We start from the raw sequence: 23,762 nt of genomic DNA, 5'->3' as shown, positions 1-23,762 counted from the left end.
TCAGGGCACCGGCAGATCGCCACTACCGCTCATAAGCTGGCCTTCAGCTGGAAAAGCCCCTGGCCAGCATCAGCGCCACCCCCAGCAGCAACACCGCCGTGGCCCGTTGCAGCAACACCCGGCGCTTGGGGTTTTCCAGCACGTGCTTGATGCGCTGGCCGAAGTAGCAATACAGGCAGCCGCTGGCAAATTGCAGCAGCAGGAAGGTCAGGCCGAGGATCGCGATGTCGGCGGCGGCACTGCCCTGGCCGATGGCGGCGAACTGCGGGAATACCGCGCTGAACAGAATGATCGCCTTGGGATTCGACAACCCGGTCAGCAGGCCCTTGCCGAAAAGACTGCGGGCATTTTCCGTAGTTGCATCGTTGGTCTTGATGGTCACTCCGCTGCTGGTCCATTGCTTGTAGGCCAGGTAAAGGATGTAGGCCACGCCTACCACCTGGATGATCCGGGTGATCAGCGGGTAATCCTTGATCAGCTCGGAAAAACCCACGGCAAAGATCAGGATCGACACCAGGTAGGAAACACTCGCCCCGAACTGCGCCGGCAGGGAGCGGCGCAGGCCGTCCTTCAGGCCGAGGCTGAGCAACAACAAGGTCATGGGCCCGGGGCTGAAGGCCAGGGTGGTGCACAGCAGCAGGAAATACAAAAACGAAGACAGCGTCAGCGCGGTGGCCATGGCGTGGAATTTCACAGCAGGAAAGAGGGCTTGCAGTCTAGGGCGCACGTGCCGCCACAGGCAGGTAAACTCTACGGATATACGCGCAGACTTTACCGGTGAAGTTGGCGGCAAACTTAAGGACAGTGTGATGCCCATTCCTGCGATTCACTTTCATGACCGAGCACCGAAGGTGCAGCAGATCGTCGATGCCCTGGCCCATGCGATCGAGCAAGGCGAATTGGCCGCTGGCAGCAAACTGCCTTCGGTGCGTGAGTTGGGAGCCTTGCTGGGCGTCGGAAAATTCACCATGAATGAAGCGCTGGATCGCCTGCGCGGGCGTCACCTCCTGACCTCCAGCCAGGGCCGCGGGCACTTTGTCGCCAGCAGCCTGGCACAGCCGTCGTCCAGCACCTGGGTCGACTTGCTGCCCCAGGACTTGCTCAGCGTACTGCGCCGCCCCCTGGCCATGGCCCAGGGCGACCTGCGCCCCGGCGGCGGCCATCTGCCGGAAGACTGGCTGGATTCCGAAGCCCTGCGCCAGGCCATGCGCAGCGCAGTCCGCGCCCCTACCCTGCGCATCGCCGGGCTGGGCACCCCGGCGGGCCTGCTGCCGTTGCGCCAGGCGCTGCAACAGAAACTGCACGGTGAAGGGTTGTCGGTGCCGGTGGAACAAATCATCACCACGCCCAACACGGTGCAAGGCCTGGACATGCTCATGCGCCTGCTGGCGCGGCCCGGGGACACGGTGCTGCTGGATGCACCGTGTTATTTCAACTTCCACGCGAACCTGGCGTTGCATGGGGTCAAGGTGGTGACGATCGCCCGGCGGCCTGATGGTTTTGATTTTGTCGCGCTGGAGCAGTTGTTGGCGGAGCATCGTCCGAGCCTGTACCTGACCACCAGCGTGTTGCATAACCCCACCGGGCATTCATTCAGTCCGAGCCAGGCGTTTCGGTTGTTGCAACTGGCCCGGGAGTATCGCTGCCATATCGTTGAGGATGATCTTTACGGGGATTTGCACCCTAACCCGCCGCCGCGCCTGGCGACTTTGGCGGGATTGGAGCAGGTGACGTACCTGTCGGGGTTTTCGAAGGTGCTGACGGCGAATGCGCGGGTCAGTTATGTGGTGGCGGCGCCGCAATTGGCCGCGAATCTGACCAATATGAAGTTGATGAGCGGCGGCATAACGTCCGAGCTGTTCGAACAGATTGTGTATCGGCTGCTGAGTGAGGGTGGGTATGCCCGGCATCGCAAGCGCATGGTTCAGCGGCTGCTGGAGGCCGGTGGGCGGGTTGAGCAGTGGCTGCGGCGTTGCGGGTGTGAATTGCCGATGGGATTTGAGGGCGGGATGTTTATCTGGGCGCGGTTGCCGGCGGGGGTAAATGGTGAGCGGCTGGCTGAAGCCGGGTTGAAACGCGGGATGGTGTTGGCGCCGGGGGCGTTGTTCGGGTATGAGCCGGGGTTGCGGGATTTCATGCGGTTTAATGTGGCGCATTGCGACGAAGGGCGGGTTCAGGCGCAGTTTGAAGGGTTGCTGAGGGCGCCAACCCGAAGAGTTGGCGCCGGGGTTACGGATCAAGCGGAGGGTTGATCACCGTTCACTGGAGATCACGCGCTGGCTGCAGATATGAGCCATGCTGACCGGGGTAGCGTCGCCACCCACGCCGACATCCGGGTACTCCTCGATGCGCAGGCGCCAGACGGCGAAGTTGTAGTTGGTCTCCCAGGTATTTTTGTAACCCGAGTCGTAGGACACATACCTGACAGTCGCCTCACCCGCGCAGTTGCCCAGGTTGACCGTACCGGATGCCGCGCCCGACACGCCGGTTACCGAACCGTAGTAAGGGATGTACACCGGCAGGTAGGTATTACGGTTGACGTGCTTGTCGAGTTGCAGATACGGGGTCAATCCCTGCAGGCGTTTACCGGTGCTGTCGGCCCAGGTCACGGCCCAGCTCAAGTCACGTGCCGCCTGGGTGGTCATGAACGGGTCGTAGTCATTGGCCGAAGCCGGGATCCGCACCACGTTGTCACCTTGCACACTGTGGCTCAACACCTCGGGTGTGGAGCCCAGCGACAGCTTGTAGCGCGCCGTAGCCTTCCAGGTTGCGGCCGGGTTAGGCCGCACCCGTACGTTCACCACGCCATTAACCGATGGCGTTGGCCAGGTGATTTTCGCCTTGGGGCTGATCGGGATCCATTTGACGCCGTCAAAATACTCGGAAATCCACTGACCCCGATCGCTCTCGTTCACACCGTCGAAATAGGCACTGACCTTCTGCCCGCGCAGGGCCTTGAAGGAGAAGTAGTCTTCATCGGTCGCCGTGTCGGAGTTACCCGTGACGTAGTTCAGGGTATCCGGCAGTTGATAAGCCGTTTCGAAACTGTCGTTAGGCTCGAAATCGTCAATCGTCATGTTGATATCCACGCCGAAACTGAACGGCGAACCGTCAGCGGAATTGGCATGCATGAACCAGTAGTAGTCGCCAGGTGGCAGTACGCCAGCCAACACCTCGTTGGCATTGCCCGGGTTATCCGACGTGCCGAGAGAAGTGATGTTGTTCTGGCCGTCGTCCTGGAACAGGGTCAGGGACATGTTGGTGGCAGCACTCTGCCCTACCAGCATCACTGTCGCCCGTGCCTTTTGGGGCACGTTGAAGTGGTAGCAGACGTCGTTGCCGGTTTGCACACCGTCCAGGTTATACATCTGGTTGATACCGAGGGTCTGGCACAGCGGCGTGAACGCCTGGGCCGCCACGGCCTGGGCATCCACCTTGGCGCTATCTGCCTGTACAGGCTCGGCGACCACAACCCCGCTCAAGGCCTTGGCAGCCTGCACCGGCTTTTTCAGCTGCTGCGAGGTTTTGATTTTGTCCAGGAAGGCAGCCGACGCCTTCTGCGCCGTGACGTTGCCGCCACTCTTGAGGGCTTGTTGCACGGCTTGCTGCAACGGTTGCGGCGTCAAGTGTGCAGGAGATTGTTCGGCCAGGGCGCAGGCCGAAACGAAGCAGGACGCCGCGATGGCGGCTCCGAGCATGAACGCTTTTTTCGATTTCATTTTTTATCCATCCATAGTTAAAAAATTGAAGCTCAGGTGATCGGCGACATCCGGTCACCTGGGATGGAATGTAGGACATAACTGTATGCATGTACAGTATTTTTATGGCGGCAGGATAGATGCGCCAATCCCGACTACGCTCATCCCCAACAAAAACGACACCGAGCGCTCCCAATGACTCACCCCACCGAGGCTTTCCGCACCACCTACCGCGCCAGCATCCACCCCTGCTACAACCCGTGGCTCCACGCTGGTTTCGTTTTCGGCTACGGCCTGCTCTGCATCAGCCTGTTCTGGTCCACCACCCGGCAAATCAAGCTATTGGAATGGCTGGCCATCCCCCTCACCCTAATTTTCTTCAACCTGTGTATCTATCTCGTCCACCGTCACCTGGGCCATCACAAACACACCTTCGCCCGCCTGTTCTACGCCCGCCACACCGGCGACCACCACAGCTTCTTCACCCCCGCCCACATGACCTACGACAGCCCTCGAGACTGGCGTGTCATCCTGTTCCCCGCCTGGCTCATCCTGGTCCACAGCCTGGTCATCACCCTCCCCGCCTGGTGGCTGCTCAAACACCTCAACCCCAACGTCGCCGGCCTGTTCGCCGGCTGCATGATCCTCGGCTACCTGCTCTACGAGTTTTTCCACGCCTGCGAACACCTGCCCCCCGACCACCCCGTGGCCCGCCTGCCGTGGATCCGCCAGATGCACCACCTGCACGCCCTGCATCACCGGCGCGAACTGATGCAGGGACGCAACTTCAACATCGTCCTGCCGCTGATGGACTACCTGTTCGGCACCCTGCATTGGGAACCGCCCACCACTGATCACCAGGAATCGTCATGAGTACCCGTCCAAGCAACGTTGGTCGTCTGGTCCTGCTGATCCTGACCGCCATCGTCGCCTTCCTGCTGCTGATGCCCACCAAAGTGCAACCGGTCAACTGGTCGCCGCCCAAGGCGCCATCCCTGAAGGACGGGCCCTACGCCGAAAACCAGCGCCTCAAGGACGTGAAAAGAACCGGCGCCCAGGACATCGCCGGGCCCGAAGCCTTGTTGCTGGATGGCAAAGGGTTCCTCATCACCGGCCTGCATGACGGGCGCATCATCCGCACGGCCCCCGAAAGCCACGTTCTCGAAGAGCTGACCAACACCCAGGGTCGCCCCCTGGGCCTGGCCCTGCATCCGGACGGGCGGTTGATCATTGCCGATGGGATCAAGGGCCTGCTCGCCCTCGACACCCAGCACAATCTCACCACCCTGGCCACCAGCGCCGCCGGCCTGCCGTTTGGCTTTGTCGATGACATCACCGTCGACGCCGCCGGGCGTTATGCGTACTTCAGCGATGCATCAAGCCGATGGGGTTATGGGGAAGACGGCGAGGCGGTGATCGAGCACGGCGGTGACGGCCGTTTGCTACGGTATGACTTCAGCACCGGCCACACCGAGGTATTGCTGGACCAGTTGCAATTCGCCAATGGCGTGGCCCTGGGGCCGAACGAAGACTATGTGCTGGTCAACGAAACCGGCGCCTATCGCATCAGCCGCTACTGGCTCAAGGGCGACAAGGCCGGCGTCCACGACCTGTTTATCGACAACCTGCCGGGCCTGCCGGACAACCTCAGCTTCAACGGCAAGGACCGGTTCTGGGTTGCCTTGTATTCACCGCGCAACCCGCTGCTCGACGGTTTTGCCGGCTACCCGCTGATGCGCAAGATCATGGTACGGGCACTGATGGTGGTGCCCAAGCCCATCGAGCGTAAGGCCTTTGTGCTCGGGCTGGACGTGAACGGCAAGGTCATCGCAAACCTGCAGGATGGCAGCAGCGGTAACTACTCGCCCGTCACCACGGCACGTGAGTACGGTGACTGGTTGTATCTGGGTTCGCTTAAAAACACCGGTATGGCGCGCTTGCCACTCAAGGTGGCGTTGGCGCAATAACGAAAAAAAGCCCCTCGGCTATGGCTTGGACCAGACCTCCCAAATGATTGCCAGGACCATCAAAACCATTCCGCCGTAATAGGGCCATACTGCCCATCGCTTCAGGGCCACGGGGACGGACGTCAACTCTGCCTCAGTTACCTCGCCCTTTTTCAAATGGCGTTTTGGCATGGACAGCAGCTCGACGATCACAACCATTCGCATGGTTTTGTCGATCGGCAGATTCCTGCGCCAAAAACGCTTGGTGCGTTGAACGGCCTCGTTTTCGGTGAAATAGCTTTCCAACTCATCGAGTTTTCTGTACGCGACGAAGAGCAATAGTCCCAAGTTGATAAGCATCCATAAAAGCAACGTAACAGTGAAAAAATCATAATAAGACATGATCAAGCCCCATCAGGCTCATACATCAGGTCACCCATCATTTCTCCACCCCATTCACCGGCACGCCCAAACGTACTCCCGGCGGCATAACCTCCGGCAGCACCGCCGATGATCCCGCAGACCAGCGCACCCTGCCCTTTCACCGCAACCCCCATGACTATCCCGCATAAACGTCTCCCGAGCGCAGCCCCCAGAGTCCCTCCAATAGCGGCCCCGCCCACCCCGCCCACCAACTTCCCACCCTCCACATACTTCGCCCGCCTACACATCGCCTCCCGCCCCTCCATACATGCTTCCTTGATCTCCAACCCCGCCACACCCACATCCAACGCCAACCCCACATACGTCCCCTTGCCCAAAAACCTCGACGTCTCGGCAATGCTGCGAATCCGCTGCGTGTAGCCCACGATTTCACTCTTGTGCAGATAACTCTTGGTGGAAATACCCAGTACTTTTTTCAGTGACTTATTGGTTTTCAGGCTCGTGCCAAATCGCGCCGCACCTTGAAGTTGAGTATCCAAGCGCCGGAACAACATCTGCCGCTTCTGGATAAACGCTTTCTTATTCAAGGCTCCATCCTTGAGTTGTTGATGCAAACGCTCAATTTCTTCCAGAGTGCGCTGAACCTCGTCCAGGTGTCGCCCCCAGGCCGCCGTCGAACTGCCGACTCCCACCGAGCTATAAGCCAATAAACTCTGGAATAGATCATAGTTATTGATCACCGCCGCCCCAGCCGAGGCATCCAACTCCAGATTGCGCTGAATCTCCTGGGCATGGCGCATCAACCATGCATCATCAGTAGTGCAAGCCACAGCGTAGGCATCGGGAACGATCAACATCTGCCCCGGCGTCACCAGGCTTGCCTGACGCAAATGCAGGTTCAACGCGTCGAATTGATCGGAGAGTTGCCCACTGGCCCCGGTCAGTAACCGGGATTTCAAACTGAGGTAGTCCGTGGTGCGGTCATTGATGTATCCCTGCGCCATCACTTACATCCCTGATGTAATGGATATGGCGCAGGAATATAGGCAGGCGAACACGGCCCGGACACAAGGTTGGAACAGCTGAAATTACATTTGGGAAATCACCTACCTGGCAGGTAATCAAGGCCTACAAAAAATCGTCGGACTCAATACCCCGTCATCTCCAGATACCCCACCCCACCCTGAAATTTCACCGGCCCTTCCCAGTAAGGAATGCTCAGGTTCATCCAGGCTTTTGGGTTGACCGCTTCCGTGGTGATATCCAGATGTTTGCCCGGGATCTTCAATGACCACTGGGTGGGAATGCTGCGCCCATCGATCGCGGTCGTGCCCAGCGGCGTCAGTTGAATATCCTGGTTGTGCAGGGTCTGTGTGTGGCCCTCTTTGTCGATCCAGGTGCCGGTCAGGTAGGACGGTCCGTCTTTCTGCCGCACCCGAAACAGCATCAATTGCTCGCCACTGTCCAGGTGCAGGGAGAACCAGTCCCAGCCGGTCTGGCTGGCGGTCAGGGGCTGGCTGCTCCACTCGCGGTCGAGCCACGCGGTGCCGGTCACCGGGTAGTTTTTTCCGTCGATCGTCACGCGGCCATCTGCCTGGAAAAACGGCTGGCTGTAGTAGTACGACGCCTGGCCCTGGTCGGACTTACGGCTGTAGCCGTTGTCGCCCTGGAGCACCAATGGGCGGCTGGAGGTCAGGTGCAGGTCGTAGTTGAAATGCTCGCCTGCAGCCTTGAGTTGCATGTCCGCCAGGGGGCTGGCTGCACCGGGGCGGGTGGCGAAATTCCAGTCATCGATCCAGGCATTGAACGGCACCGCCTGGGCCCCCGCCTGCCCCACGCCGCCGCGGGCGTAGCGTTCGCTGGCGTAATGGCGGGTGGCCGAGGTGACGGCGGCGTGGCCGAGCCAGATCGTCGAGTCGTGCCAGCCGGGTTGTGTCGGGCCGGCCTTGAGTGCGTTGCGAAACAGCGTCCATTGCACGCCGTAGGCATTGCCCTCGGCATCCTTCAGGTTGGCGGTGAGGTACCACCATTCGATGCGATAGCCGTCATGGGGGCCATGGTCCTGGGGAAAGCTGAAGACCTTGCCGGGCACCACCTGGGCAAAGTCCGCGGCCTGGCTGCCCAGTCCGGCGAAGCTTTCTTCAGGTGCAGGTGGTTTGTCGCAGGCGCCCAGCAGCAGGAACGTCGCCCATAACAGGTACTTAATCTTCATTGGCAAAGGTCCTCAGCAAATCCGCCGGGCGACTGCGGTACAGCTGCCACAACGGCCAGGCCGAAGCCAGCAAGGTGGCCAGCATCGCCAGGCCCAGCAGTTGCGCCAGTTGCCCCGGGAACACCTGCAACGGCAGGCGCCAGCCGAAGGCCTGGACGTTGATCACCACGTCCAGGCACCACGCCAGCAGCAAGCCCAGCGGCAACGCCAGCACCAGGGTCAGCACCGCCAGCAGCCAGGTCTGGCCGAGGTTGAGCAGCATCAATTGGCGTCGTGTCACGCCCAGCGCCCACAGCGGGGCCAACTGGCCAAGACGGCTTTGGCTCTGGGTCAGCAGGCTGATGAACAACGCCACGCCGGCGACGCCCAGGGTCAGGCTGTTAAGGGCGGCGGTGGCGGCAAAAGTTCGTTCGAATACCTGGCTCGACCAGCCCTTGAGCTGCTGCTGGTCGACGATGCGGCTGTCTTCGAGGGCAAACCGTTCCTGTACTGCACGCACCAGCGGCGGCACGTTGCCCGGCAAAACCCGCAGGTTGAAACGCGCCGGCGACAATCCCGGCCAGTGCTGCAACAGGTGCCGCGAATTCACCAGCAAGTGGCCCTTGGGGTTGCCGTAGTCGGCATAAATCCCCACGACCTTCGGCGACCATGGACCTTGGGGCGTGGGGATGCTGACCACATCGCCCAGCCGCACCTTGAGCCGGCGTGCCATTTGCTCACTGAGCATCAGGCTGTCGTCCTGCAACAACTGGCTCCATGGGTTCGCCGCCGCTTCCAGCAGCGGCCAATGCTGGCGATAAGTAGGGTCGTCGACCACGCCGAACAGGTCAGCCGGCCACCCCTGCAACTGCACCGCAACCTGCCAGGTCGGCAGCACTGTCTGCACCAGGGGCTGCTGTACCAGCCAGGTTTGCAGCGCCTCGGCCTGGGCCGGGTTTTGCGGGTTGAGGTACAACTCGGCGGTCAGGCGTTGTTCCAGCCAGTTGTTGAAGGTCTGGCGAAAGCCCGAGGTCATCGAGCCCGCGCCGATATTGGCGGCCAACGCCAGCAGCAAGGCCATCAGCGCCAGGCTCAGGGCCGGCAACTGCTGGCGGCAATCGGCGAGAAACCATTGCCCCAGCACCGAACGGCTGCGCCCCAATACCGCCTTGAGCACGCCATTGAGCACCACCGGCAAGCCCAGCGCAGCGCCCAGCAACAAGGCCGCCATCAATACAAAACCACTGGCCAGGCTGTCGCCAAATACCAGTGCCAACAGCGCAACCAGTAAGGCCGAACCCGCCACCCAGCCCTGGCGTCGCAGCCAGCGCCCATGGGCCTGGTGCCAGGCCTGGGCATTGGCCAGCGCCAACAACGGCAAACGCGCCGCCCGCCACAGGCTGCTGGCCCCGGCGAGCAACGCGCCGAGCAAACCCAGGCCCAGGCCACTGAGCCACCACAGCGGGCTGAGGCTCAGTTGGCCGGGCAACTCGGCGCCATACAGGCCGCGCAAGCTGGCGGCTACATCCGGCAGCAACAGGCTGGCCAGCAAGTACCCGCTGGCCACGCCCGCCAGGCCACCCAGCACGGCCAGGCCACCGAGTTCCACCGCCAGGCTGAGGATCAGCATCCGCGCACTGACCCCGCACGCCCGCAAGGTTCGCAGCAGGCCGCGCCGCTGCTCCAGCGCCAGGCCGATGGCGGCATGCACGATAAACAGGCCCACCACAAAGGACAGAAAGCCCAGCGCATCGAGGTTCAGATGGAAGCTTTCAGTGAGGCGCGCGAGGTTGTTTTCCTCGGCCTGCTTGAGCTGCAGTTGCGCGCCCAGTTCCGGCGGCAGAGCGGGATGCGCGGCGGCAAAGGCCTTGTCCAGCAGCAACCGCGACAGGCGTTGGGGCATGTCCAGCAGCGGTTGGGCGAAGCCGATATCGGTCAGTAAGACGCCGGGGGCCATGTCCGCTTGAACATGCAGCGGCGGCAGCGCCAGCCCGGCAGCTGTCAGCGGCTGGTCGCCCTCTTTCAGGCCCAGAGACTGCAAGGTCTGCGGCGCGATCCAGGTGCGTCCCGGCGGGTTGAAGAACGCGACCATCTGCGCCCGGTCCAGGGTCTGCCCGGCCAGCGCGCCACCGCCGGGCAACGACACCGGGTCGATGCCCATCACTTGCAGGCGCTGGTCTTCATGGCCCTTGAGCTGCACGCGGCCCTGCACCACCGGCGACACCGGCCACCCGGCGCGGCGCAGGTCGGCAAACAGCGCCTGGGGGAAGCTGGCACCGTCCGGCGCACTGAGGCTGGCCTGGGGTTCGCCGCCGATCAGCTGGCTGGCCCGCGCGTAGCTGTCCCGCGCCTGGCTGTTGAGGGCTTGCACGCCGGTCAACAGCGCGGTGGCCAGCCACAGGCCAGTGAGCACACTGAAGAATTGCACAGGGTGGCGCCGCCAATGGCTGAGCAGCGCGCGCAGTGTCCAGTGGAAGACGCGCATGTCAGCGGGCGTCCGCAGCGAGTACCTGGCCGCGATGCAACACCACCTGCTGGTCAAGGCGCGCCGCGATGCGCGGGCTGTGGGTGACCATCAGCAAGCTGGTGGGGCTGTCCCGCAGCAGGTCCAGCAGCAGTTGCAGCACTTCGTCACTGGTGCCTTCGTCGAGGTTACCGGTGGGTTCGTCCGCCAGCAGCAAGCCGGGGCGCGACGCCAGGGCTCGTCCTACCGCTACCCGTTGCTGCTGGCCGCCGGACAGTTGTTCGGGGTAACGCCTGAGCAAGTCACCCAGGCCGAGTCGCTCCACAAGCTGCGCTTGCCACGCCGGATCGAGGCGCCCGGCCAGGCGCGCCTGGAAGGCCAGGTTGTCTTCGACCCGCAGGCTGCCGATCAGGTTGAACTGCTGGAACACCAGGCCGATCTCGGTGCGACGCCAGTGGGCCAGTTGCGCCTCACTCATCTGGTCCAGGCGCTGGTCGCCGACCTGGATGCTGCCACGGTCGACCTGGTCGAGCCCGGCCACCAAATGCAGCAGCGTGCTTTTGCCACTGCCCGACTCACCCATCAACGCCAGGCTGCTGCGCGCTCCCAGGTACAGGTCGACACCCGCCAGCACGGTCAACGGCCCCTGCGGCGTGCCATAACTCTTGAATACCCCTTGTACCTGCAGCATCACCCCTCCCCACAAGCTTCTGGACTTAAGCCGGAGAATAACGGTTGTCACATTTTTATGTCACAACCATGGGAAAAAGGAGCGCCCCATGACCCCTGCAAATTTTTCACATCGATTTCACCCGGCCGCCACCTGCTGCACTTTAAATTGCCGTCCATGGGCAGATAACAGGCTGGTTATTTCAAACGCCCGTTAGTGCAAGTGAACAATTTTTTATATCGGTATGTTCAGCAAAAAGACAGCGCCCCTGTGACACGCTTTTGCATATTCCTGCATCAGCGCTACTCACTTGGCGCCTGCCTAACTTGCCGCTGCCAGTTACCGGATTAACGCCTGGAAGTTACCAATGGTGAATAGTGTGGTTGACCTGACCCTGAGCAAGTCTCGCTCGCGCTGGGCATTTGTAAAACAGCTGAACAAACTGTGGCTTGGCGTGGCAGGTATCGTGATGATCAGCCTGGCAGTAACGGCGTTCATCTGGTGGCCAAGATCGCCGCTGGACCTGGGCGTGGGCCACCGCCTGCTCACCTCCGGAACCCTGGAAGCCTGGCGTAACGGAGACCTGGTGGTGCTGGTCCGCCATGAGGAACGCTGTGACCGCTCCAACAACCCTTGCCTGGGCCCGGCAGACGGCCTGACCACGCTCGGCTCGTTGTCTGCCAGTGCCGTGGGCAAGGCCTTCCAGACCCTGGGCATGGAAAACACCGACGTACTGAGCAGCCCCACTACCCGTACCGCGCAGACCTCGCTTTTCATGTTCGGCAAGGCCGAATTGTCACCCGGGCCCCTGGCCATCTGCGGCCCTGCTATCGGCGAGGAACTGCGCCCGCATAAACACGCGGACCGCAACCTGCTGGTGGTCACCCACAGCGCCTGCATCAGCGACTTCGAGGAGGCATTGGGCTACTCACACGCTGCCCATGCTGAATACGGCAGTGCATTGTTTGTAAAGCTGCTGCCCGATGGCAAGTTCAAGGCGCTGGGTATTTTGAACAGTAAGGACTGGGCCGCCGTGCTTAAACAACTTTAGAACACTTCTTAACATTTAATCATTCAAGTTCGTTCAGCAAAAAGACAGCCAGACCGTGGCATCGTCTATGGTTTTAATTGATTTTTTTAGAAAAATTATTAGCTCACTAACTTTTCACAAGTTAACAACATGACGATGACCTTCGATGACTTATTGGACGCCACACGTTTAACGAGCTTGACTGGGGCACAGGGATATTCAGTTTCGCCCCCCCACTAACAGACTGTTTAAGGAATAACGTTCTGTGCCGCATTTCTACCCGACCACGACTACCTTCTACCCCTCGCGCATGGCTGATCCAGCGCTCGCGCTGATTCACCGTCAATACCGCTTGAGAGTGCAATAGCCATGACCCGCCTTAAACCATTGCCCGTATTGCTACTGGCATTCGTGATGTTCTATCTGTTGCCACTGGGCCTGCATGGCCTATGGATCCCTGACGAAACCCGCTACGCCCAGATCAGCCAGGAAATGCTCATCAGCGGCAACTGGGTGGCACCGCACTTCATGGGCGTGCGCTATTTCGAAAAACCCGCCGCCGGCTACTGGCTCATCGCACTGGGCCAGGCGTTGTTCGGTGAAAACCTGTTCGGCGTGCGCATCGCTTCCGCCCTGACCACCGGCCTGAGCGTCGTGCTCGCCTACCTGATCGCCCGCCGGCTATGGAACGACCCGCGCAAGAGCTTCGCCTGCGCGCTGCTCTACATGAGTTTCGGCCTGGTGGCCGGGCAAGCCGGTTATTCCAACCTGGATCCGCAATTCACCTTTTGGGTCAACCTGAGCCTGGCGGCGCTGTGGTTTGCCCTCGACAGCTCCACCCCCCGTGCGCGCCTCGCCAGCTGGACGTTGTTGGGTGTGGCCTGCGGCATGGGTTTCATGACCAAGGGTTTCCTGGCGTGGTTGCTGCCGGTGTTGATCGCCCTGCCTTACATGCTCTGGCAGCGTCGCCTGGGGGAACTGCTGCGCTACGGGCCGCTGGCGATTCTGGTGGCGGCCGTGGTGTGCCTGCCCTGGGCACTGACGATCCACCTGCAGGAACCGGACTACTGGCGTTTCTTCTTCTGGCACGAGCACATCCGCCGGTTTGCCTCCGACAATGCCCAGCATGCACGACCCTGGTGGTTCTACCTGCCGCTGATGGTGGTGTCGTGCCTGCCGTGGGCGGCGCTGCTGCCGGCGACACTGTGCAAGGCCTGGAAGGAAAAGCGCCAACCGGCCATCGTCTTCCTGGCGCTGTGGTTGCTGCTGCCCCTGGGCTTTTTCAGCCTGAGCAACGGCAAGCTGCCGACCTACATCATGCCGTGCCTGCTGCCGCTGGCGCTGCTGATGGGCCATGCGTTGATCGACCTGCTGGCCAACGCCCGCACCCGCGCGCTGCGCGTCAATGGCCTGCTCAACCTGGGCATCGGCCTCGCGGCGATGGTGACGCTGATCTACCTGCAAATCGACCGGCCGTTGTACGGCAACAGCCACAGCGAGATGTTCAACCTGTCCCTGACGTTCATCGTGCTGATGGGCTGGATGCTCGCCAACCTGCTTCAAGCCTTCCGCCCATTGGCGCTGTGGGCGATGCCGGCGTTGGGCATTGGCCTGCTGGTGGCGCTGTTGCCCGCCGGCATGCCGGCGGTGGTCGAAGATAACCAGATGCCTGACCAGTTCGTGCTCCAGCACCTGGACGAGCTCCAAAAGACGCAAGCGCTGCTGAGCAACGAACTGGAATCGGCGTCGGCCCTGGCATGGCGCCTGCGCCGGCCCGAAGTGACGCTCTACAACACTGAAGGCGAACTGCGCTACGGCCTGCAATACGCCGACTCGATGCACCGCAAGGTGGATCTCGACAGCGTTCAAGCCTGGCTCAAGCAGGCGCGCCAGCAAGGTTCGGTGGGCGTGCTGATGCGGGTCAGGAGCACCAGCGAAATGCGCGAAGCCGGCCAGCTGCCGTTGGGGGGCAAGCGTTATTACAAGGGTGACCTGGAGATCATCATCTACCCGCAATTGCCGTAACACAGGCGCCCTAATGTGGGGTGACCCCATTCAACACTCATCCCACATCGGAACCGCTCCATGAACTTCTGGAAAACCGAACGCGGCGCCCTGCTGCTGCTCCTGGGCGTGTCGGCCCTGATCCTGCTGCTGGGCCTGGGCGCCCGCGACCTGTGGGGCCCGGAAACCCGCTGGGCGAACATCACCCTGCAGATGCTGCAAAGCGGCGACTACTTCGACCCGTACCTCAAGGGCACCCCGTACTACGACAAACCCTTGCCGTCGTATTGGCTGATCACCGGGTTTGCCAACCTGATGGGCGGCCTGGGGCCGTGGTCGTTGCGCTTGTCATCGGTGATCTCGGCGTGGCTGAGCATCTGGCTGGTGTACCTGATCGGCGAGCAACTGTTCCGCAAAGGCACCGGCCTGATTGCCGGCTGGATGCTCGCGACCACCTTCTACTTCCTCTTCTGGGCCCGGGTGGCCACGGCGGACGTGCTGACCGTATGCGGCGTGCTCGCCGCCGTCTGGTGGTATTGGCGCGGGCCGGACGATACGCGGCTGGGGCGCTACACGGTGTTCTTCCTGTTACTGGCGGCGACATCACTGTTCAAGGGTTTGATCGGCTTTGTACTGCCGGGCCTGGTGCTGTTGCCGCACTTGCTCAGCGAACAGCGCTACAAACGCCACCTCAACCTGCGGCTGGTGCTGGCCGTGATCATTGCCGGGGCGTTCTACGCGATCCCGTTTGTGCTGTCCCACCTCTACGGCGCACCGACCTACGGTGCAAGCGGCCTGGAACTGGTGTTCCGGGAAAACGTGGTGCGCTTCTTCGACCCGTTCGACCATATGGGTCCGATCTACACCTACCTGATCTACCTGCCGGCCTACACCTTGCCCTGGGCGCCGTGCTGGGTGCTGGGCCTGTGGCTCGCCGTGCGGCATTGGCGCGACACCCCGCCCAACACCCGTTGGCTGGTGTGGGGGCTGGGCCTGCTGTTTGTGTTCTTCACCGCCAGTGGCAGCCGGCGCAGTTACTACGTGCTGCCGCTGGTGCCGTTCGCGCAGTTGCTGGCGGCGTGGTGGGTCAGTGAGCGTATCGCCCGCAAAGGCACGGTCGGCCGGGGTTGGTACCGTGGGTTCGGCATCGCTGCCGGGGTGATGCTGTTGGTACTCGGGGTGGTGTATCCGTGGACCAATGGCAATGGCGGCGTGACCCGTTTCGCCGAGGACGTTCAAGCGCAAGCAGTGAAAAGCGCGCCATGGAACGAGTGGCAGATGGTGATGGTGGAAGTCGACAACAAGGTACCGATGTACCTGCAAAATCACGGGACGCCGTTCTACTACGTTGCCGAAACCCAGGACTTCCCGCGCCAGGGCGACAGTGCGGCGTTCATGGCCTGGCTGGAAAAAACCAGCGGCCGCCCCTTTGATCCCAAGCGCACAATTATTGTCGCGCAGTCCACCAAGGATGACCCGACGCCGCTGGCCTACCTGGGCAACGATCATCAGGTCATCACGACCCAGCCGGACAATGGTGAACGGTTGTTCCACAAGCGTGACGGTGGCAGCGTGGCATTTGTGCCCAACGCCGCGCCGTAGCACTGGCGGCATGGGGCGGGCATTGCTAGTGTGGCGCGCTTAAGCCACCGTCCGAGCCCGGCCCGCCATGCCCTACTCTTCCCTTTCCCTTGCCGCCCTGAGCCTGATCGTGCTCGCCACGCCGGTAGCGGCAGACACGCCGATGCCGGCCAACATGGTTTACCTGCGCAGCCTCGACCCGAGCATCGCCCAGGACATTCGCTACGCCAGCCCCCACAACTTCACCGGAGCGCCGCTGGACGGCTACAAAGCAGCCGAATGCGTGCTGTCTGCCGACGCGGCAAAGGCACTGGTACGGGTCCAGGCCGAGTTGGCCAGGCAGGGTTACGGCTTGAAGGTCTTCGACTGCTATCGTCCCAGCCGTGCCGTGGCGAACATGGGCCGCTTCGCCAGCCTGCCGGGGGATCCGGCCAAGGCCGAGTTCTACCCCCGGGTGAACAAGCAGGATTTCTGGCGCCTGGGCTATGTGGCCAAGGTTTCCAACCACTCCCGGGGGGCGGCAGTGGACGTGACCCTGACCGGCCCCGATGCACTGCCAGCCCAGGCCTGGAACGCCGACACCGCGGCGGTGGATTGCGCCGCCGGTTACGGTCGACGCCTGCCCGATGGCGGCCTGGACATGGGCACCGGTTTTGATTGCTTCGACGAAATGGCCCACACCAACAGCTCCCACATCAGCCAGGCGGCACGCCAGAATCGCCAACGGTTGAGCGCTGCGATGGCCAAGGAAGGCTTTACCGGTTATGCCGGCGAATGGTGGCACTTCACCTATAGCCGAAACCCGGTGCGGGCCGAGCCGATGGACTTCGCTATCGAACCGCTGCGGTAACATCACAACACAGCTTCAGCTTGATAAAGCCCGGGGCAAAAACTAGCGTTTGAGGTTTCCCTCTTTTCAAGGACTGAACGCCGTTGAACACGCTCATCAAAACCTGCGCGGCGCTGCTGACGCTGCTTTCAAACGTGGCACTCGCGCAAATCCCCGAGACCAGCCGGCAACTGATCGTGGTCACCACCCCGGGCTGGAACGCCCTCCAGGGCACCGCACAACGCTATGAGCGGCACGGGCAAGGCTTTCAGAAAGTCGGCGAACCCTTTGCCATCGTGGTCGGTAAAAACGGCATGGCGTGGGGCACCGGCCTTACGACGCCCACCCCCGACCAGCAGCCCCTCAAGCATGAAGGCGATGGCAAGGCCCCGGCCGGCATCTTCAAACTCGGCGGTGCCTTCGGCTACGCCCCCACCGCTGACACCCGCTTGCCTTACGCGGCCAGTACCGCCACCCGCGAATGCGTGGATGACAGCCAGTCCAGCCATTACAACACCCTGGTGGACAGCTCGGCGGTGAACAAGGACTGGACCAGTTCCGAGCGGATGCTGCGCAAGGACCAGCTGTACCGCCAGGGGATTTTTGTCGAGCACAACACACCGGCTTTGGCCAACGGCGGCTCGTGTATTTTCCTGCATATCTGGCGCAGCGTCAGTTCGGGAACATTGGGCTGCACGGCGATGGACCCGGTGAATATCCAGGCGTTGTTTGCCTGGCTGGACCCGCGAGAAAACCCGCTGCTGGTGCAACTGCCCGCCGCGCAGTACGACCTCTACCGTGAGCGCTGGAAACTGCCGTCCCGCTGAGCTGACAACAGGCGTTGAAATGCGGCCAATACCTCGCCGGGTTTTTCCAGCATGAGTTGGTGGCCGCATTCGGGCAGCAACTGATACTCGGCATTGGGCAAATGCCGGGCGAGTGCTTCGCCGCCGCTGGCCGGGGTCAGGCCGTCGGTGTCGCCGGCCAGCACACTCACGGGCAGGGTCAGGGTGAGCAGTGCATTGGCGTCTGGCCATTGGACGTTTTTCATCAGGGCCTTGAACATGTACAGCGGGTTGCGCTCGGTGAGTTTTTCTTCGTAGGCGACCAGTGCGGGGTCGGCCTTGGCGTTCCATGCCGCCTGGCGGAAACCTTTGGCCAGCAGTGGGCGCAGCCATTCCAGGAGCCATGCGGGTAGACGCATCAGGCCGCCGCTCCGGCTGATGCTGTGGAGTCGGGTGCCCAGCAGCAATACGGCTTCGATGGGGATCGCGGGTTTGGCCAGCAAGGCGCTCAGGGTCAGGCCAGTGCCGAAGGAGTGGGCGACGATGAGGTTGCGGGAGCCGCCGTAGCGCCTGAGGATTTCCAGGTAATCGGCGACCAGTTCGGGCCAGGTGTAGGCCTCGGGGTTGCGGGGTTTTGCGCTGGCGCCGTGGCCGAGCAGGTCCCAGGCGACCAGACTGTAGCCTTGGGTTTTCAGGGATTGCCATTGGTGGCGCCACTGGTCCTTGTTGCCGCCGGCGCCGTGGCAGAAGAACACTACCGTGTCGGGTTGGGTGGTGCCCGCATGATGGGTGATGCTCAGGTGACGGTTGGGGCGGATTTCCAGTGGTTGGCCCTGGATCACTGGCAGTTCGGTGAAAGAGGTCGGCATGGAGGTTTCTCAATAAGTGAAAGGGTTGAGTGTGGTGAAGCAACAGCAAAATCAAAGGTGGACACGATCCAAATGTGGGAACGGGCTTGCTCGCGAAGGTCGTTAACGATAACGCGAACATCCTGATTCAACGCGGCGCTCTCAGGTTCTTCGCGAGCAAGCCCGCTCCCACATAAAGCGGCTCTGCTTTTGCTCTAACACTCAGGTCGCCTTTGCCGCTTTTGCAACGTGACTCGCTGTAAGAGCGAAACCATAGGTGGCCGTTACCTGAATAACGGATATGCCCCCAACCCCAACAACCCAAGTCAGATGGCCTCAGCCATCAACAACTCCCGCGTATACGGATGCCGCGCATCAGCAAACAGCGCCGCCGTCTCCCCCTGCTCCACCACCCTCCCCTGACGCATCACCGCAATCCGGTCACACAACCGCGCAGCCACCCGCAAGTCATGAGTAATAAACACAATGCTCAACCTGAACCGCCGCTGCAGCGACTCCAGCAACTCCAGAATCTGCACCTGGATCAGCGCATCAAGCGCCGACACACACTCATCAGCGATCAACACCTTAGGCTCCACCGCCAACGCCCGGGCGATCCCTATGCGCTGCCGTTGCCCCCCGGAAAACTCATGAGGAAACCGCTCAAACGCCGCTGCCGGCAACCCCACCAACCCCAGCAACTCACGGGCCCGCCGCTCGGCATCCGCCTTGGAAACCCCCTGCACCAAAGGCCCAGTCATAACAATCTGCCCCACCGTCTGCCGCGGATTGAGCGAGGCAAACGGATCCTGGAAAATCATCTGCACATCACTGCGCAACGCTCGCAGCCGCCCTTCAGACAACCCCGCGACCTCCCGCCCCAACCACTCGATCCGCCCGCTGTCAGCACGCAGCAAACGCACCAGGCACCGACCCAGGGTCGACTTGCCCGACCCCGACTCTCCCACAATCCCCAACGTCTCGCCTTCACGTAATTGCAGCTGAACCGCATCCAACGCCTGAGTCGTACGCCGCCCCCACCAACCGCTGCGGCTGCGGAACACCTTGCCCAGCGCTTCGGCCTTCAGCACCACAGGGCCAGCCACCTGCGTACGCGGCACCAGCGGTTGCGCCGACACCGCCGCCAACAACTGCCGGGTGTAATCTTCCCGGGGCACACGCAACACCGCCGGGGCCGTGCCCTGCTCCACCACCCGGCCCTTTTCCAGCACCAGCACCCGGTCGGCAATCGCCTCGACCACGGCAAAGTCGTGGGTGATAAACAACAGTGCCATGCCCTTGTCCTGCTGGATCTTGCGCAGCAGGTCGAGAATCTGCGCCTGGGTGGTCACGTCCAGCGCCGAGGTCGGCTCATCGGCAATCAACAGCGCCGGATCAAACGCCAGGGCCATGGCGATCACCACCCGCTGACGCTGCCCGCCAGACAGTTCAAACGGATACGCCAGTCGCAAGCGCTCAGGGTCGGGCAAGCCGACATAACCGAGCAAATCCACCACCCGCTGACGCCGCACCCGTGCCGCCGCCACGCCATGGGCGCGCAGGGTTTCATCGATCTGTTCGCCCACCCGCAACAGTGGGTTGAGGGCGCTCATGGGTTCCTGGAATACCATGCTGATATCCCGCCCGCGCAGTTGGCGCATGGCCTCTTCGCTGCGGTCGGCCAGGTCTTCGTCGCGAAACACCAGGCGCCCGCTTTCCACCTTCAGCGGGGCCGGCAACTGGCGCAGCAAAGCCTTGGCCAGCATTGACTTGCCGGAACCGGATTCACCCACCACACACAAGCATTCGCCACGGTTCAGTTGCAGCGACAGGTCATACAGCGCATGGCTGCGGTCCGCACCGGCCGGCAAGGCGATACGCAAATGTTCAACACTCAACAACGTCATAGCGACCTCCCGGGCTCAAAGGCCACACGCAAACCTTCACCGACTCGATTGACCGCCAGCACGCACAGCACAATCGCCAACCCCGGCAGAAAGCTCATCCACCAGGCGTCCCGCAGCAAGCCACGGGAGGCATTGATCATGTAGCCCCAGCTCATGGCTTCCGGGTCGCTCAAGCCGAGAAACGCCAGGGCCGCTTCGGTGAGGATCGCCGTGGCCATGACAAAGGTCATGGTCACCAGCAGCGGCGCCAGGGCGTTGGGCAGGATCTGCTGGGCGATGATCCCCAGCGGCGACTGCCCCAGCACCCGCGCGGCCTGCACGAATTCGCGCTGGCGCAGGGTCAGGAACTCACTGCGCACCAACCGCGCCACCGCCGGCCACGCTACGAGTGCGATGGCCAGCACGATGGAGAACAGGGACGGCTCAAGGATCGCCACCAGGATCACCGCCAGTACCAGTTGCGGAATGATCTGGAAGAACTCGGCAATGCGCATCAGCACACCGTCGAGCCAGCCACCGAAATAGCCGGCGACCGCGCCGACCAGCAGGCCCACCACCAGGGTCGCCAGGCTGGCCAGCGCCCCCACGGCCAGGGACACCCGCGCGCCGTACAGCAGGCCACTGGCGAGGTCGCGACCGAGCAGGTCACTGCCCAGCCAATGGGCCGGGTCGTGGAATGGCGCGAGCATCGGCGGGCTGTTCATCTCCCATGACGAGCTGCTGGTCAGCCAGGGGGCGGCGATCGCCAACAGCGTCAGCAGCAGCAAAAACAGCGCACCGATCAACGCCGCAGGCTGGCGCACAAAACGTCGGAAAACCAGCATCAGCCTTGCACTCCTGCACCGATACGCGGGTCGAGAAAACGACAGATCACATCGGTCAACACGTTAAAGCCCACCACCAGAATCGAGATCACCAGGAAACCGCCCATCAACACGCCGTAGTCACGCTGGGCCAGCGAGTCGTACATCAAGCGACCAATCCCCGGCCAGGAATACACCACCTCCACCAGTAACGCGCCGCTGGCCAACTGGCCCAGTTGCAAACCGGCAAAGGTCACCACCGGCAACAGCGCATTGCGCAACACATGCACGTACAAAATCCGCCGCGGGTGCAGGCCCTTGGCGTGGGCGGTGCGCACGTATTCCTGGCCAAGGGCGTCGAGCACGGCGGCGCGGGTCAGGTGGATATACAAGGCGAGGAACAGCACGCTCAACGACACGCACGGCAGCAGCAGGTGCTTGAGCCGGTCGAGCAGGGAAAAGTCCTGTGCCACCGTTTCCATGCCAAACGCCGGCAACCAATCGAGGCTGACGGAGAACAACAGGATCAGCAGCATCGCCAGCCAGAATGGCGGCATCGCATACAGCAGCAATGCGCCGTGGGAGATCACGCCATCCAGCCAGTGACGCTTCTGTCGGGCCCGGGCGGCCAACGTCCCCAGGGTGACGCCAAGCACCGACGAGAGCAAAAATGCCGAGCCCATCAGGGCCAGTGTTGCCGGCAAGCGCTCGGCAATCAGCGACCACACCGAGGTCTGGTTGCGGTAGGAATAACCCAGGTCCAGATGGGCGATATTGCCCAGGTAGATCAGCAACTGCGTGAGCAACGGCTTGTCCAGGCCCATGGTCTGGCGCAGGTGTTCGATGAACTGCACATCGTCCACCCCCGCCTCGCCGGCCAACAGCAGCGCCGGGTCACCCGGCGCCAGGCGGATCAGTAAAAAGCCCAGCACCAGCACCGCCACAATCATCAACAGTGCCTTGAGCAGGCGACCGCTGAAATACAGCAACCCGTTCATGGTGCAGGCGCGTCGAGGTAGACGCTTTCGTAGTCTTCGTTAAGGCTGGTGGCGGTTTGCAGCAGGTTCTTCACCTCTTTGTGGAACAGTGTCGGGTAGCGCATTTCGAAGATCGGCGCGATCGGCAGGTCGGTGTTCAGCACGTTTTCCAACTGGCTATAGAGCCTGGTGCGTTCCGGGCCTTCCGGGGTGTTGGCGACCTGAGTCCACAGGGCATCGGCCTCGGGGCTGTTGTAGCCGCTGACGTTGGCAAACGGCGAAGTCTTGAGGATGTAGTCGGAGCGGTACAGGTAGGCGTTGGTCAGGTACGGGTCGCCGATCTGGAAGATGAAGTTGTAGGTCAGGTCGAAGTCCCAGTCGCTGACGCGCTGGAACCAGGTGGCGGCGTCGGACGTCACCACTTGTACCTTGAAGCCCAGCGGCTGCAGGGCTTGCTTGGTGTATTCGGCCAGGCGCTCCCAGGCACCGCCCTTCTCGCCGTTGAGCAGACGAATCCGCACGGCGCCCACGTCCACGCCGGACTCGGCAATCAGCGCCTTGGCTTTTTTCACGTCATAGGTGTACTGCGGCAATTGCGGGTCGTGGTACGGCGAGGTGGACACGAACTGGCCGGGGGCAACCTTGCCCGAACCGAAGAAGATGTTGTCGACGATGAACTGGCGGTTCAGCGCATACAGGATCGCCTGGCGCACCTTGGGGTTGTTCAGCGGCGGCTTGCGCGTATTGATCTGCAGGAAGGCCAGGCCGGAATACAGCTCCCAGCCTTTTTCCGACGACTGCACGTCCGGCAAGGCGGTCAGGCGCTTGAGGTCGGAATAGTCGGCATCACCGCTGCGCAGCACCTGCACGTCGTTGCGCTCGAACGCCGCAGCGCGGGACGAGCCGTCCGGGATCACGTGGAAGATGATCGCATCCAGGTGTGGCAGGCCCTTTTTCCAGTAGTCGGGGTTCTTTGCCAGCTTGATATAGGCGCCGCGTTTCCACTCCACAAACACAAACGGGCCGGTGCCGACAGGCTTGAGGTTATAGGGGTTGTTGCGAAAGTCAGTGTTCTCGTAGAGGTGCTTGGGCACCACAGGCCGCAGCCCGCTGCCCAGGGCCGAGAGCAACGGCGCGAAGGGTTTCTTGAGCTGGAACACCACCTGCAGCGGGTCCTTGGCGGTGATGCTGTCGACGTACTCGGTGAAGACCCCGCCCAGGCGCTTGTCCACTTCGGGGTAGAAGGTCTGGAAGCTGAACACCACGTCATCGGCGGTGAACGCGTGGCCGTCATGCCAGCGCACGTTGTCCTGCAAATCGAAGGTGTAGGTCAGGCCATCGGGAGAAACGGTCCAGGCCTTGGCCAATACCGGTTTGGGTTTCAGGTCGGTGTCGAAGGTCAGCAGGCCCTGGAGGATCTTGCCGCTGACGTACTGGGTGGACACGTGGCTGACCACGCCGTGCATCAGCGACGGCGGTTCGGGTTGGGCCACCAGGTTCAGCACCCCGCCGTCATGGGGTTGCGCCTGAGCGGTGCCGGCCAGCAGCACGGCGCCAAGTCCCAGGTATGAAAGGACACGGCGAAAAGATAAAGGGCGCATGGAGACTCCTTGACTAAGGTTTTGTCAGGGATTTAGCAAGGGCT

The 23,762-nt window shown here is 62.1% G+C and carries 20 protein-coding genes; 8 read left to right on the top strand and 12 right to left on the bottom strand.

Annotation, left to right across the window (positions count from 1 at the left end; all coding sequences use genetic code 11):
* Nucleotides 1-43: 43 nt before the first annotated feature.
* Nucleotides 44-679 (bottom strand): LysE family translocator, encoded by a 636-nt coding sequence (locus C0058_RS12140; RefSeq protein ID WP_102368673.1) that lies wholly within the window; start codon nucleotides 677-679, stop codon nucleotides 44-46.
* Nucleotides 680-809: 130 nt separating this feature from the next.
* On the opposite strand from C0058_RS12140, the gene C0058_RS12135 reads away from it, so the two are divergent.
* Nucleotides 810-2,252 (top strand): PLP-dependent aminotransferase family protein, encoded by a 1,443-nt coding sequence (locus C0058_RS12135; RefSeq protein WP_008431368.1) that lies wholly within the window; start codon nucleotides 810-812, stop codon nucleotides 2,250-2,252.
* Here C0058_RS12135 and C0058_RS12130 read toward each other — a convergent pair whose 3' ends face one another.
* Entirely contained in the window at nucleotides 2,253-3,719 is a 1,467-nt protein-coding gene (locus tag C0058_RS12130) for a hypothetical protein (RefSeq protein WP_003210259.1), read from the bottom strand.
* Between the two features lie 174 nt (nucleotides 3,720-3,893).
* Here C0058_RS12130 and C0058_RS12125 point away from each other — a divergent pair, with 174 nt between their 5' ends.
* Nucleotides 3,894-4,571 carry a sterol desaturase family protein gene (locus C0058_RS12125; RefSeq protein ID WP_102368672.1) on the top strand — a complete coding sequence of 226 codons (678 nt, stop codon included), beginning with the start codon at nucleotides 3,894-3,896 and terminating at the stop codon, nucleotides 4,569-4,571.
* Nucleotides 4,568-5,665 (top strand): SMP-30/gluconolactonase/LRE family protein, encoded by a 1,098-nt coding sequence (locus C0058_RS12120; protein ID WP_087693371.1) that lies wholly within the window; start codon nucleotides 4,568-4,570, stop codon nucleotides 5,663-5,665. The genes C0058_RS12125 and C0058_RS12120 overlap by 4 nt, the downstream gene beginning before the upstream one ends.
* Nucleotides 5,666-5,683: 18 nt before the next feature.
* Here the strand turns inward: C0058_RS12120 and C0058_RS12115 are convergent, their stop codons facing one another.
* The 5 genes from C0058_RS12115 to C0058_RS12095 all read right to left on the bottom strand — a co-directional run bounded on the left by C0058_RS12115 (nucleotide 5,684) and on the right by C0058_RS12095 (nucleotide 11,374).
* Nucleotides 5,684-6,046, bottom strand: a complete 363-nt coding sequence (locus C0058_RS12115; RefSeq protein ID WP_003210265.1) for a hypothetical protein — start codon at nucleotides 6,044-6,046, stop codon at nucleotides 5,684-5,686.
* 2 nt (nucleotides 6,047-6,048) lie between these two features.
* On the bottom strand, nucleotides 6,049-7,032 hold the full coding sequence (locus C0058_RS12110) for a hypothetical protein (RefSeq protein ID WP_102368671.1): 984 nt from the start codon (nucleotides 7,030-7,032) through the stop codon (nucleotides 6,049-6,051).
* Between the two features lie 143 nt (nucleotides 7,033-7,175).
* Nucleotides 7,176-8,240: a lipocalin-like domain-containing protein gene (locus C0058_RS12105; protein WP_102368670.1), complete on the bottom strand. Its 1,065-nt coding sequence runs from the start codon at nucleotides 8,238-8,240 to the stop codon at nucleotides 7,176-7,178.
* Nucleotides 8,230-10,704 (bottom strand): FtsX-like permease family protein, encoded by a 2,475-nt coding sequence (locus tag C0058_RS12100; protein WP_102368669.1) that lies wholly within the window; start codon nucleotides 10,702-10,704, stop codon nucleotides 8,230-8,232. The genes C0058_RS12105 and C0058_RS12100 overlap by 11 nt, the downstream gene beginning before the upstream one ends.
* 1 nt (nucleotide 10,705) lies before the next feature.
* A complete protein-coding gene (locus C0058_RS12095; protein WP_008431380.1) occupies nucleotides 10,706-11,374 on the bottom strand; it encodes an ABC transporter ATP-binding protein in 669 nt (222 codons plus the stop codon).
* Nucleotides 11,375-11,720: 346 nt separating this feature from the next.
* On the opposite strand from C0058_RS12095, the gene C0058_RS12090 reads away from it, so the two are divergent.
* The 5 genes from C0058_RS12090 to C0058_RS12070 all read left to right on the top strand — a co-directional run bounded on the left by C0058_RS12090 (nucleotide 11,721) and on the right by C0058_RS12070 (nucleotide 17,624).
* Nucleotides 11,721-12,404 carry a histidine phosphatase family protein gene (locus tag C0058_RS12090; RefSeq protein ID WP_003210274.1) on the top strand — a complete coding sequence of 228 codons (684 nt, stop codon included), beginning with the start codon at nucleotides 11,721-11,723 and terminating at the stop codon, nucleotides 12,402-12,404.
* Nucleotides 12,405-12,752: 348 nt separating this feature from the next.
* Nucleotides 12,753-14,408 (top strand): lipid IV(A) 4-amino-4-deoxy-L-arabinosyltransferase, encoded by a 1,656-nt coding sequence (gene arnT, locus C0058_RS12085; RefSeq protein ID WP_102368668.1) that lies wholly within the window; start codon nucleotides 12,753-12,755, stop codon nucleotides 14,406-14,408.
* A 60-nt stretch (nucleotides 14,409-14,468) separates the two neighbouring features.
* Complete coding sequence (locus tag C0058_RS12080) at nucleotides 14,469-15,989, top strand: glycosyltransferase family 39 protein (protein ID WP_102368667.1); 1,521 nt, start codon at nucleotides 14,469-14,471, stop codon at nucleotides 15,987-15,989.
* A 67-nt stretch (nucleotides 15,990-16,056) separates the two neighbouring features.
* Nucleotides 16,057-16,818 carry a M15 family metallopeptidase gene (locus C0058_RS12075; RefSeq protein WP_168197504.1) on the top strand — a complete coding sequence of 254 codons (762 nt, stop codon included), beginning with the start codon at nucleotides 16,057-16,059 and terminating at the stop codon, nucleotides 16,816-16,818.
* An 83-nt stretch (nucleotides 16,819-16,901) separates the two neighbouring features.
* The gene (locus C0058_RS12070; protein WP_003210282.1) at nucleotides 16,902-17,624 is read left to right on the top strand and encodes a L,D-transpeptidase; all 723 of its coding nucleotides are present in this window, start codon (nucleotides 16,902-16,904) and stop codon (nucleotides 17,622-17,624) included.
* On the opposite strand, the gene C0058_RS12065 is transcribed toward C0058_RS12070, so the two are convergent.
* The 5 genes from C0058_RS12065 to C0058_RS12045 form a co-directional block, all read right to left on the bottom strand.
* A complete protein-coding gene (locus C0058_RS12065; RefSeq protein ID WP_102368666.1) occupies nucleotides 17,591-18,451 on the bottom strand; it encodes an alpha/beta fold hydrolase in 861 nt (286 codons plus the stop codon). The genes C0058_RS12070 and C0058_RS12065 overlap by 34 nt on opposite strands.
* A gap of 305 nt (nucleotides 18,452-18,756) precedes the next feature.
* The gene (locus tag C0058_RS12060) at nucleotides 18,757-20,337 is read right to left on the bottom strand and encodes an ABC transporter ATP-binding protein (protein WP_102368665.1); all 1,581 of its coding nucleotides are present in this window, start codon (nucleotides 20,335-20,337) and stop codon (nucleotides 18,757-18,759) included.
* Nucleotides 20,334-21,161, bottom strand: coding sequence for an ABC transporter permease (locus C0058_RS12055; protein WP_102368664.1), 828 nt, complete (start codon nucleotides 21,159-21,161; stop codon nucleotides 20,334-20,336). Before C0058_RS12055 ends, C0058_RS12060 begins: the two co-directional genes overlap by 4 nt.
* Nucleotides 21,161-22,138 carry an ABC transporter permease gene (locus C0058_RS12050; RefSeq protein ID WP_087693384.1) on the bottom strand — a complete coding sequence of 326 codons (978 nt, stop codon included), beginning with the start codon at nucleotides 22,136-22,138 and terminating at the stop codon, nucleotides 21,161-21,163. Before C0058_RS12050 ends, C0058_RS12055 begins: the two co-directional genes overlap by 1 nt.
* Nucleotides 22,135-23,718, bottom strand: coding sequence for an ABC transporter substrate-binding protein (locus tag C0058_RS12045; protein ID WP_102368663.1), 1,584 nt, complete (start codon nucleotides 23,716-23,718; stop codon nucleotides 22,135-22,137). The genes C0058_RS12050 and C0058_RS12045 overlap by 4 nt, the downstream gene beginning before the upstream one ends.
* Nucleotides 23,719-23,762: the final 44 nt, after the last annotated feature.

The organism is Pseudomonas sp. NC02, from assembly GCF_002874965.1.
In the GTDB taxonomy this organism is placed as follows: domain Bacteria; phylum Pseudomonadota; class Gammaproteobacteria; order Pseudomonadales; family Pseudomonadaceae; genus Aquipseudomonas.
Note: the sequence above shows the minus strand (reverse complement) of the source record. Positions and strands in the feature narration are given on the sequence as shown.

What these genes read in the sequence shown, in the direction of transcription:
- C0058_RS12080 (WP_102368667.1), top strand. Translation starts at nt 14,469, where the DNA reads ATGAACTTCTGGAAAACCGAACGCGGCGCCCTGCTGCTGCTCCTGGGC.
- C0058_RS12125 (WP_102368672.1), top strand. Translation starts at nt 3,894, where the DNA reads ATGACTCACCCCACCGAGGCTTTCCGCACCACCTACCGCGCCAGCATC.
- arnT (WP_102368668.1), top strand. Translation starts at nt 12,753, where the DNA reads ATGACCCGCCTTAAACCATTGCCCGTATTGCTACTGGCATTCGTGATG.
- C0058_RS12095 (WP_008431380.1), bottom strand. Translation starts at nt 11,374, where the DNA reads ATGCTGCAGGTACAAGGGGTATTCAAGAGTTATGGCACGCCGCAGGGG.
- C0058_RS12090 (WP_003210274.1), top strand. Translation starts at nt 11,721, where the DNA reads ATGGTGAATAGTGTGGTTGACCTGACCCTGAGCAAGTCTCGCTCGCGC.
- C0058_RS12065 (WP_102368666.1), bottom strand. Translation starts at nt 18,451, where the DNA reads ATGCCGACCTCTTTCACCGAACTGCCAGTGATCCAGGGCCAACCACTG.
- C0058_RS12045 (WP_102368663.1), bottom strand. Translation starts at nt 23,718, where the DNA reads ATGCGCCCTTTATCTTTTCGCCGTGTCCTTTCATACCTGGGACTTGGC.
- C0058_RS12055 (WP_102368664.1), bottom strand. Translation starts at nt 21,161, where the DNA reads ATGCTGGTTTTCCGACGTTTTGTGCGCCAGCCTGCGGCGTTGATCGGT.
- C0058_RS12100 (WP_102368669.1), bottom strand. Translation starts at nt 10,704, where the DNA reads ATGCGCGTCTTCCACTGGACACTGCGCGCGCTGCTCAGCCATTGGCGG.
- C0058_RS12140 (WP_102368673.1), bottom strand. Translation starts at nt 679, where the DNA reads ATGGCCACCGCGCTGACGCTGTCTTCGTTTTTGTATTTCCTGCTGCTG.
- C0058_RS12075 (WP_168197504.1), top strand. Translation starts at nt 16,057, where the DNA reads ATGCCCTACTCTTCCCTTTCCCTTGCCGCCCTGAGCCTGATCGTGCTC.
- C0058_RS12120 (WP_087693371.1), top strand. Translation starts at nt 4,568, where the DNA reads ATGAGTACCCGTCCAAGCAACGTTGGTCGTCTGGTCCTGCTGATCCTG.
- C0058_RS12060 (WP_102368665.1), bottom strand. Translation starts at nt 20,337, where the DNA reads ATGACGTTGTTGAGTGTTGAACATTTGCGTATCGCCTTGCCGGCCGGT.
- C0058_RS12050 (WP_087693384.1), bottom strand. Translation starts at nt 22,138, where the DNA reads ATGAACGGGTTGCTGTATTTCAGCGGTCGCCTGCTCAAGGCACTGTTG.
- C0058_RS12105 (WP_102368670.1), bottom strand. Translation starts at nt 8,240, where the DNA reads ATGAAGATTAAGTACCTGTTATGGGCGACGTTCCTGCTGCTGGGCGCC.
- C0058_RS12130 (WP_003210259.1), bottom strand. Translation starts at nt 3,719, where the DNA reads ATGAAATCGAAAAAAGCGTTCATGCTCGGAGCCGCCATCGCGGCGTCC.
- C0058_RS12115 (WP_003210265.1), bottom strand. Translation starts at nt 6,046, where the DNA reads ATGTCTTATTATGATTTTTTCACTGTTACGTTGCTTTTATGGATGCTT.
- C0058_RS12110 (WP_102368671.1), bottom strand. Translation starts at nt 7,032, where the DNA reads ATGGCGCAGGGATACATCAATGACCGCACCACGGACTACCTCAGTTTG.
- C0058_RS12135 (WP_008431368.1), top strand. Translation starts at nt 810, where the DNA reads ATGCCCATTCCTGCGATTCACTTTCATGACCGAGCACCGAAGGTGCAG.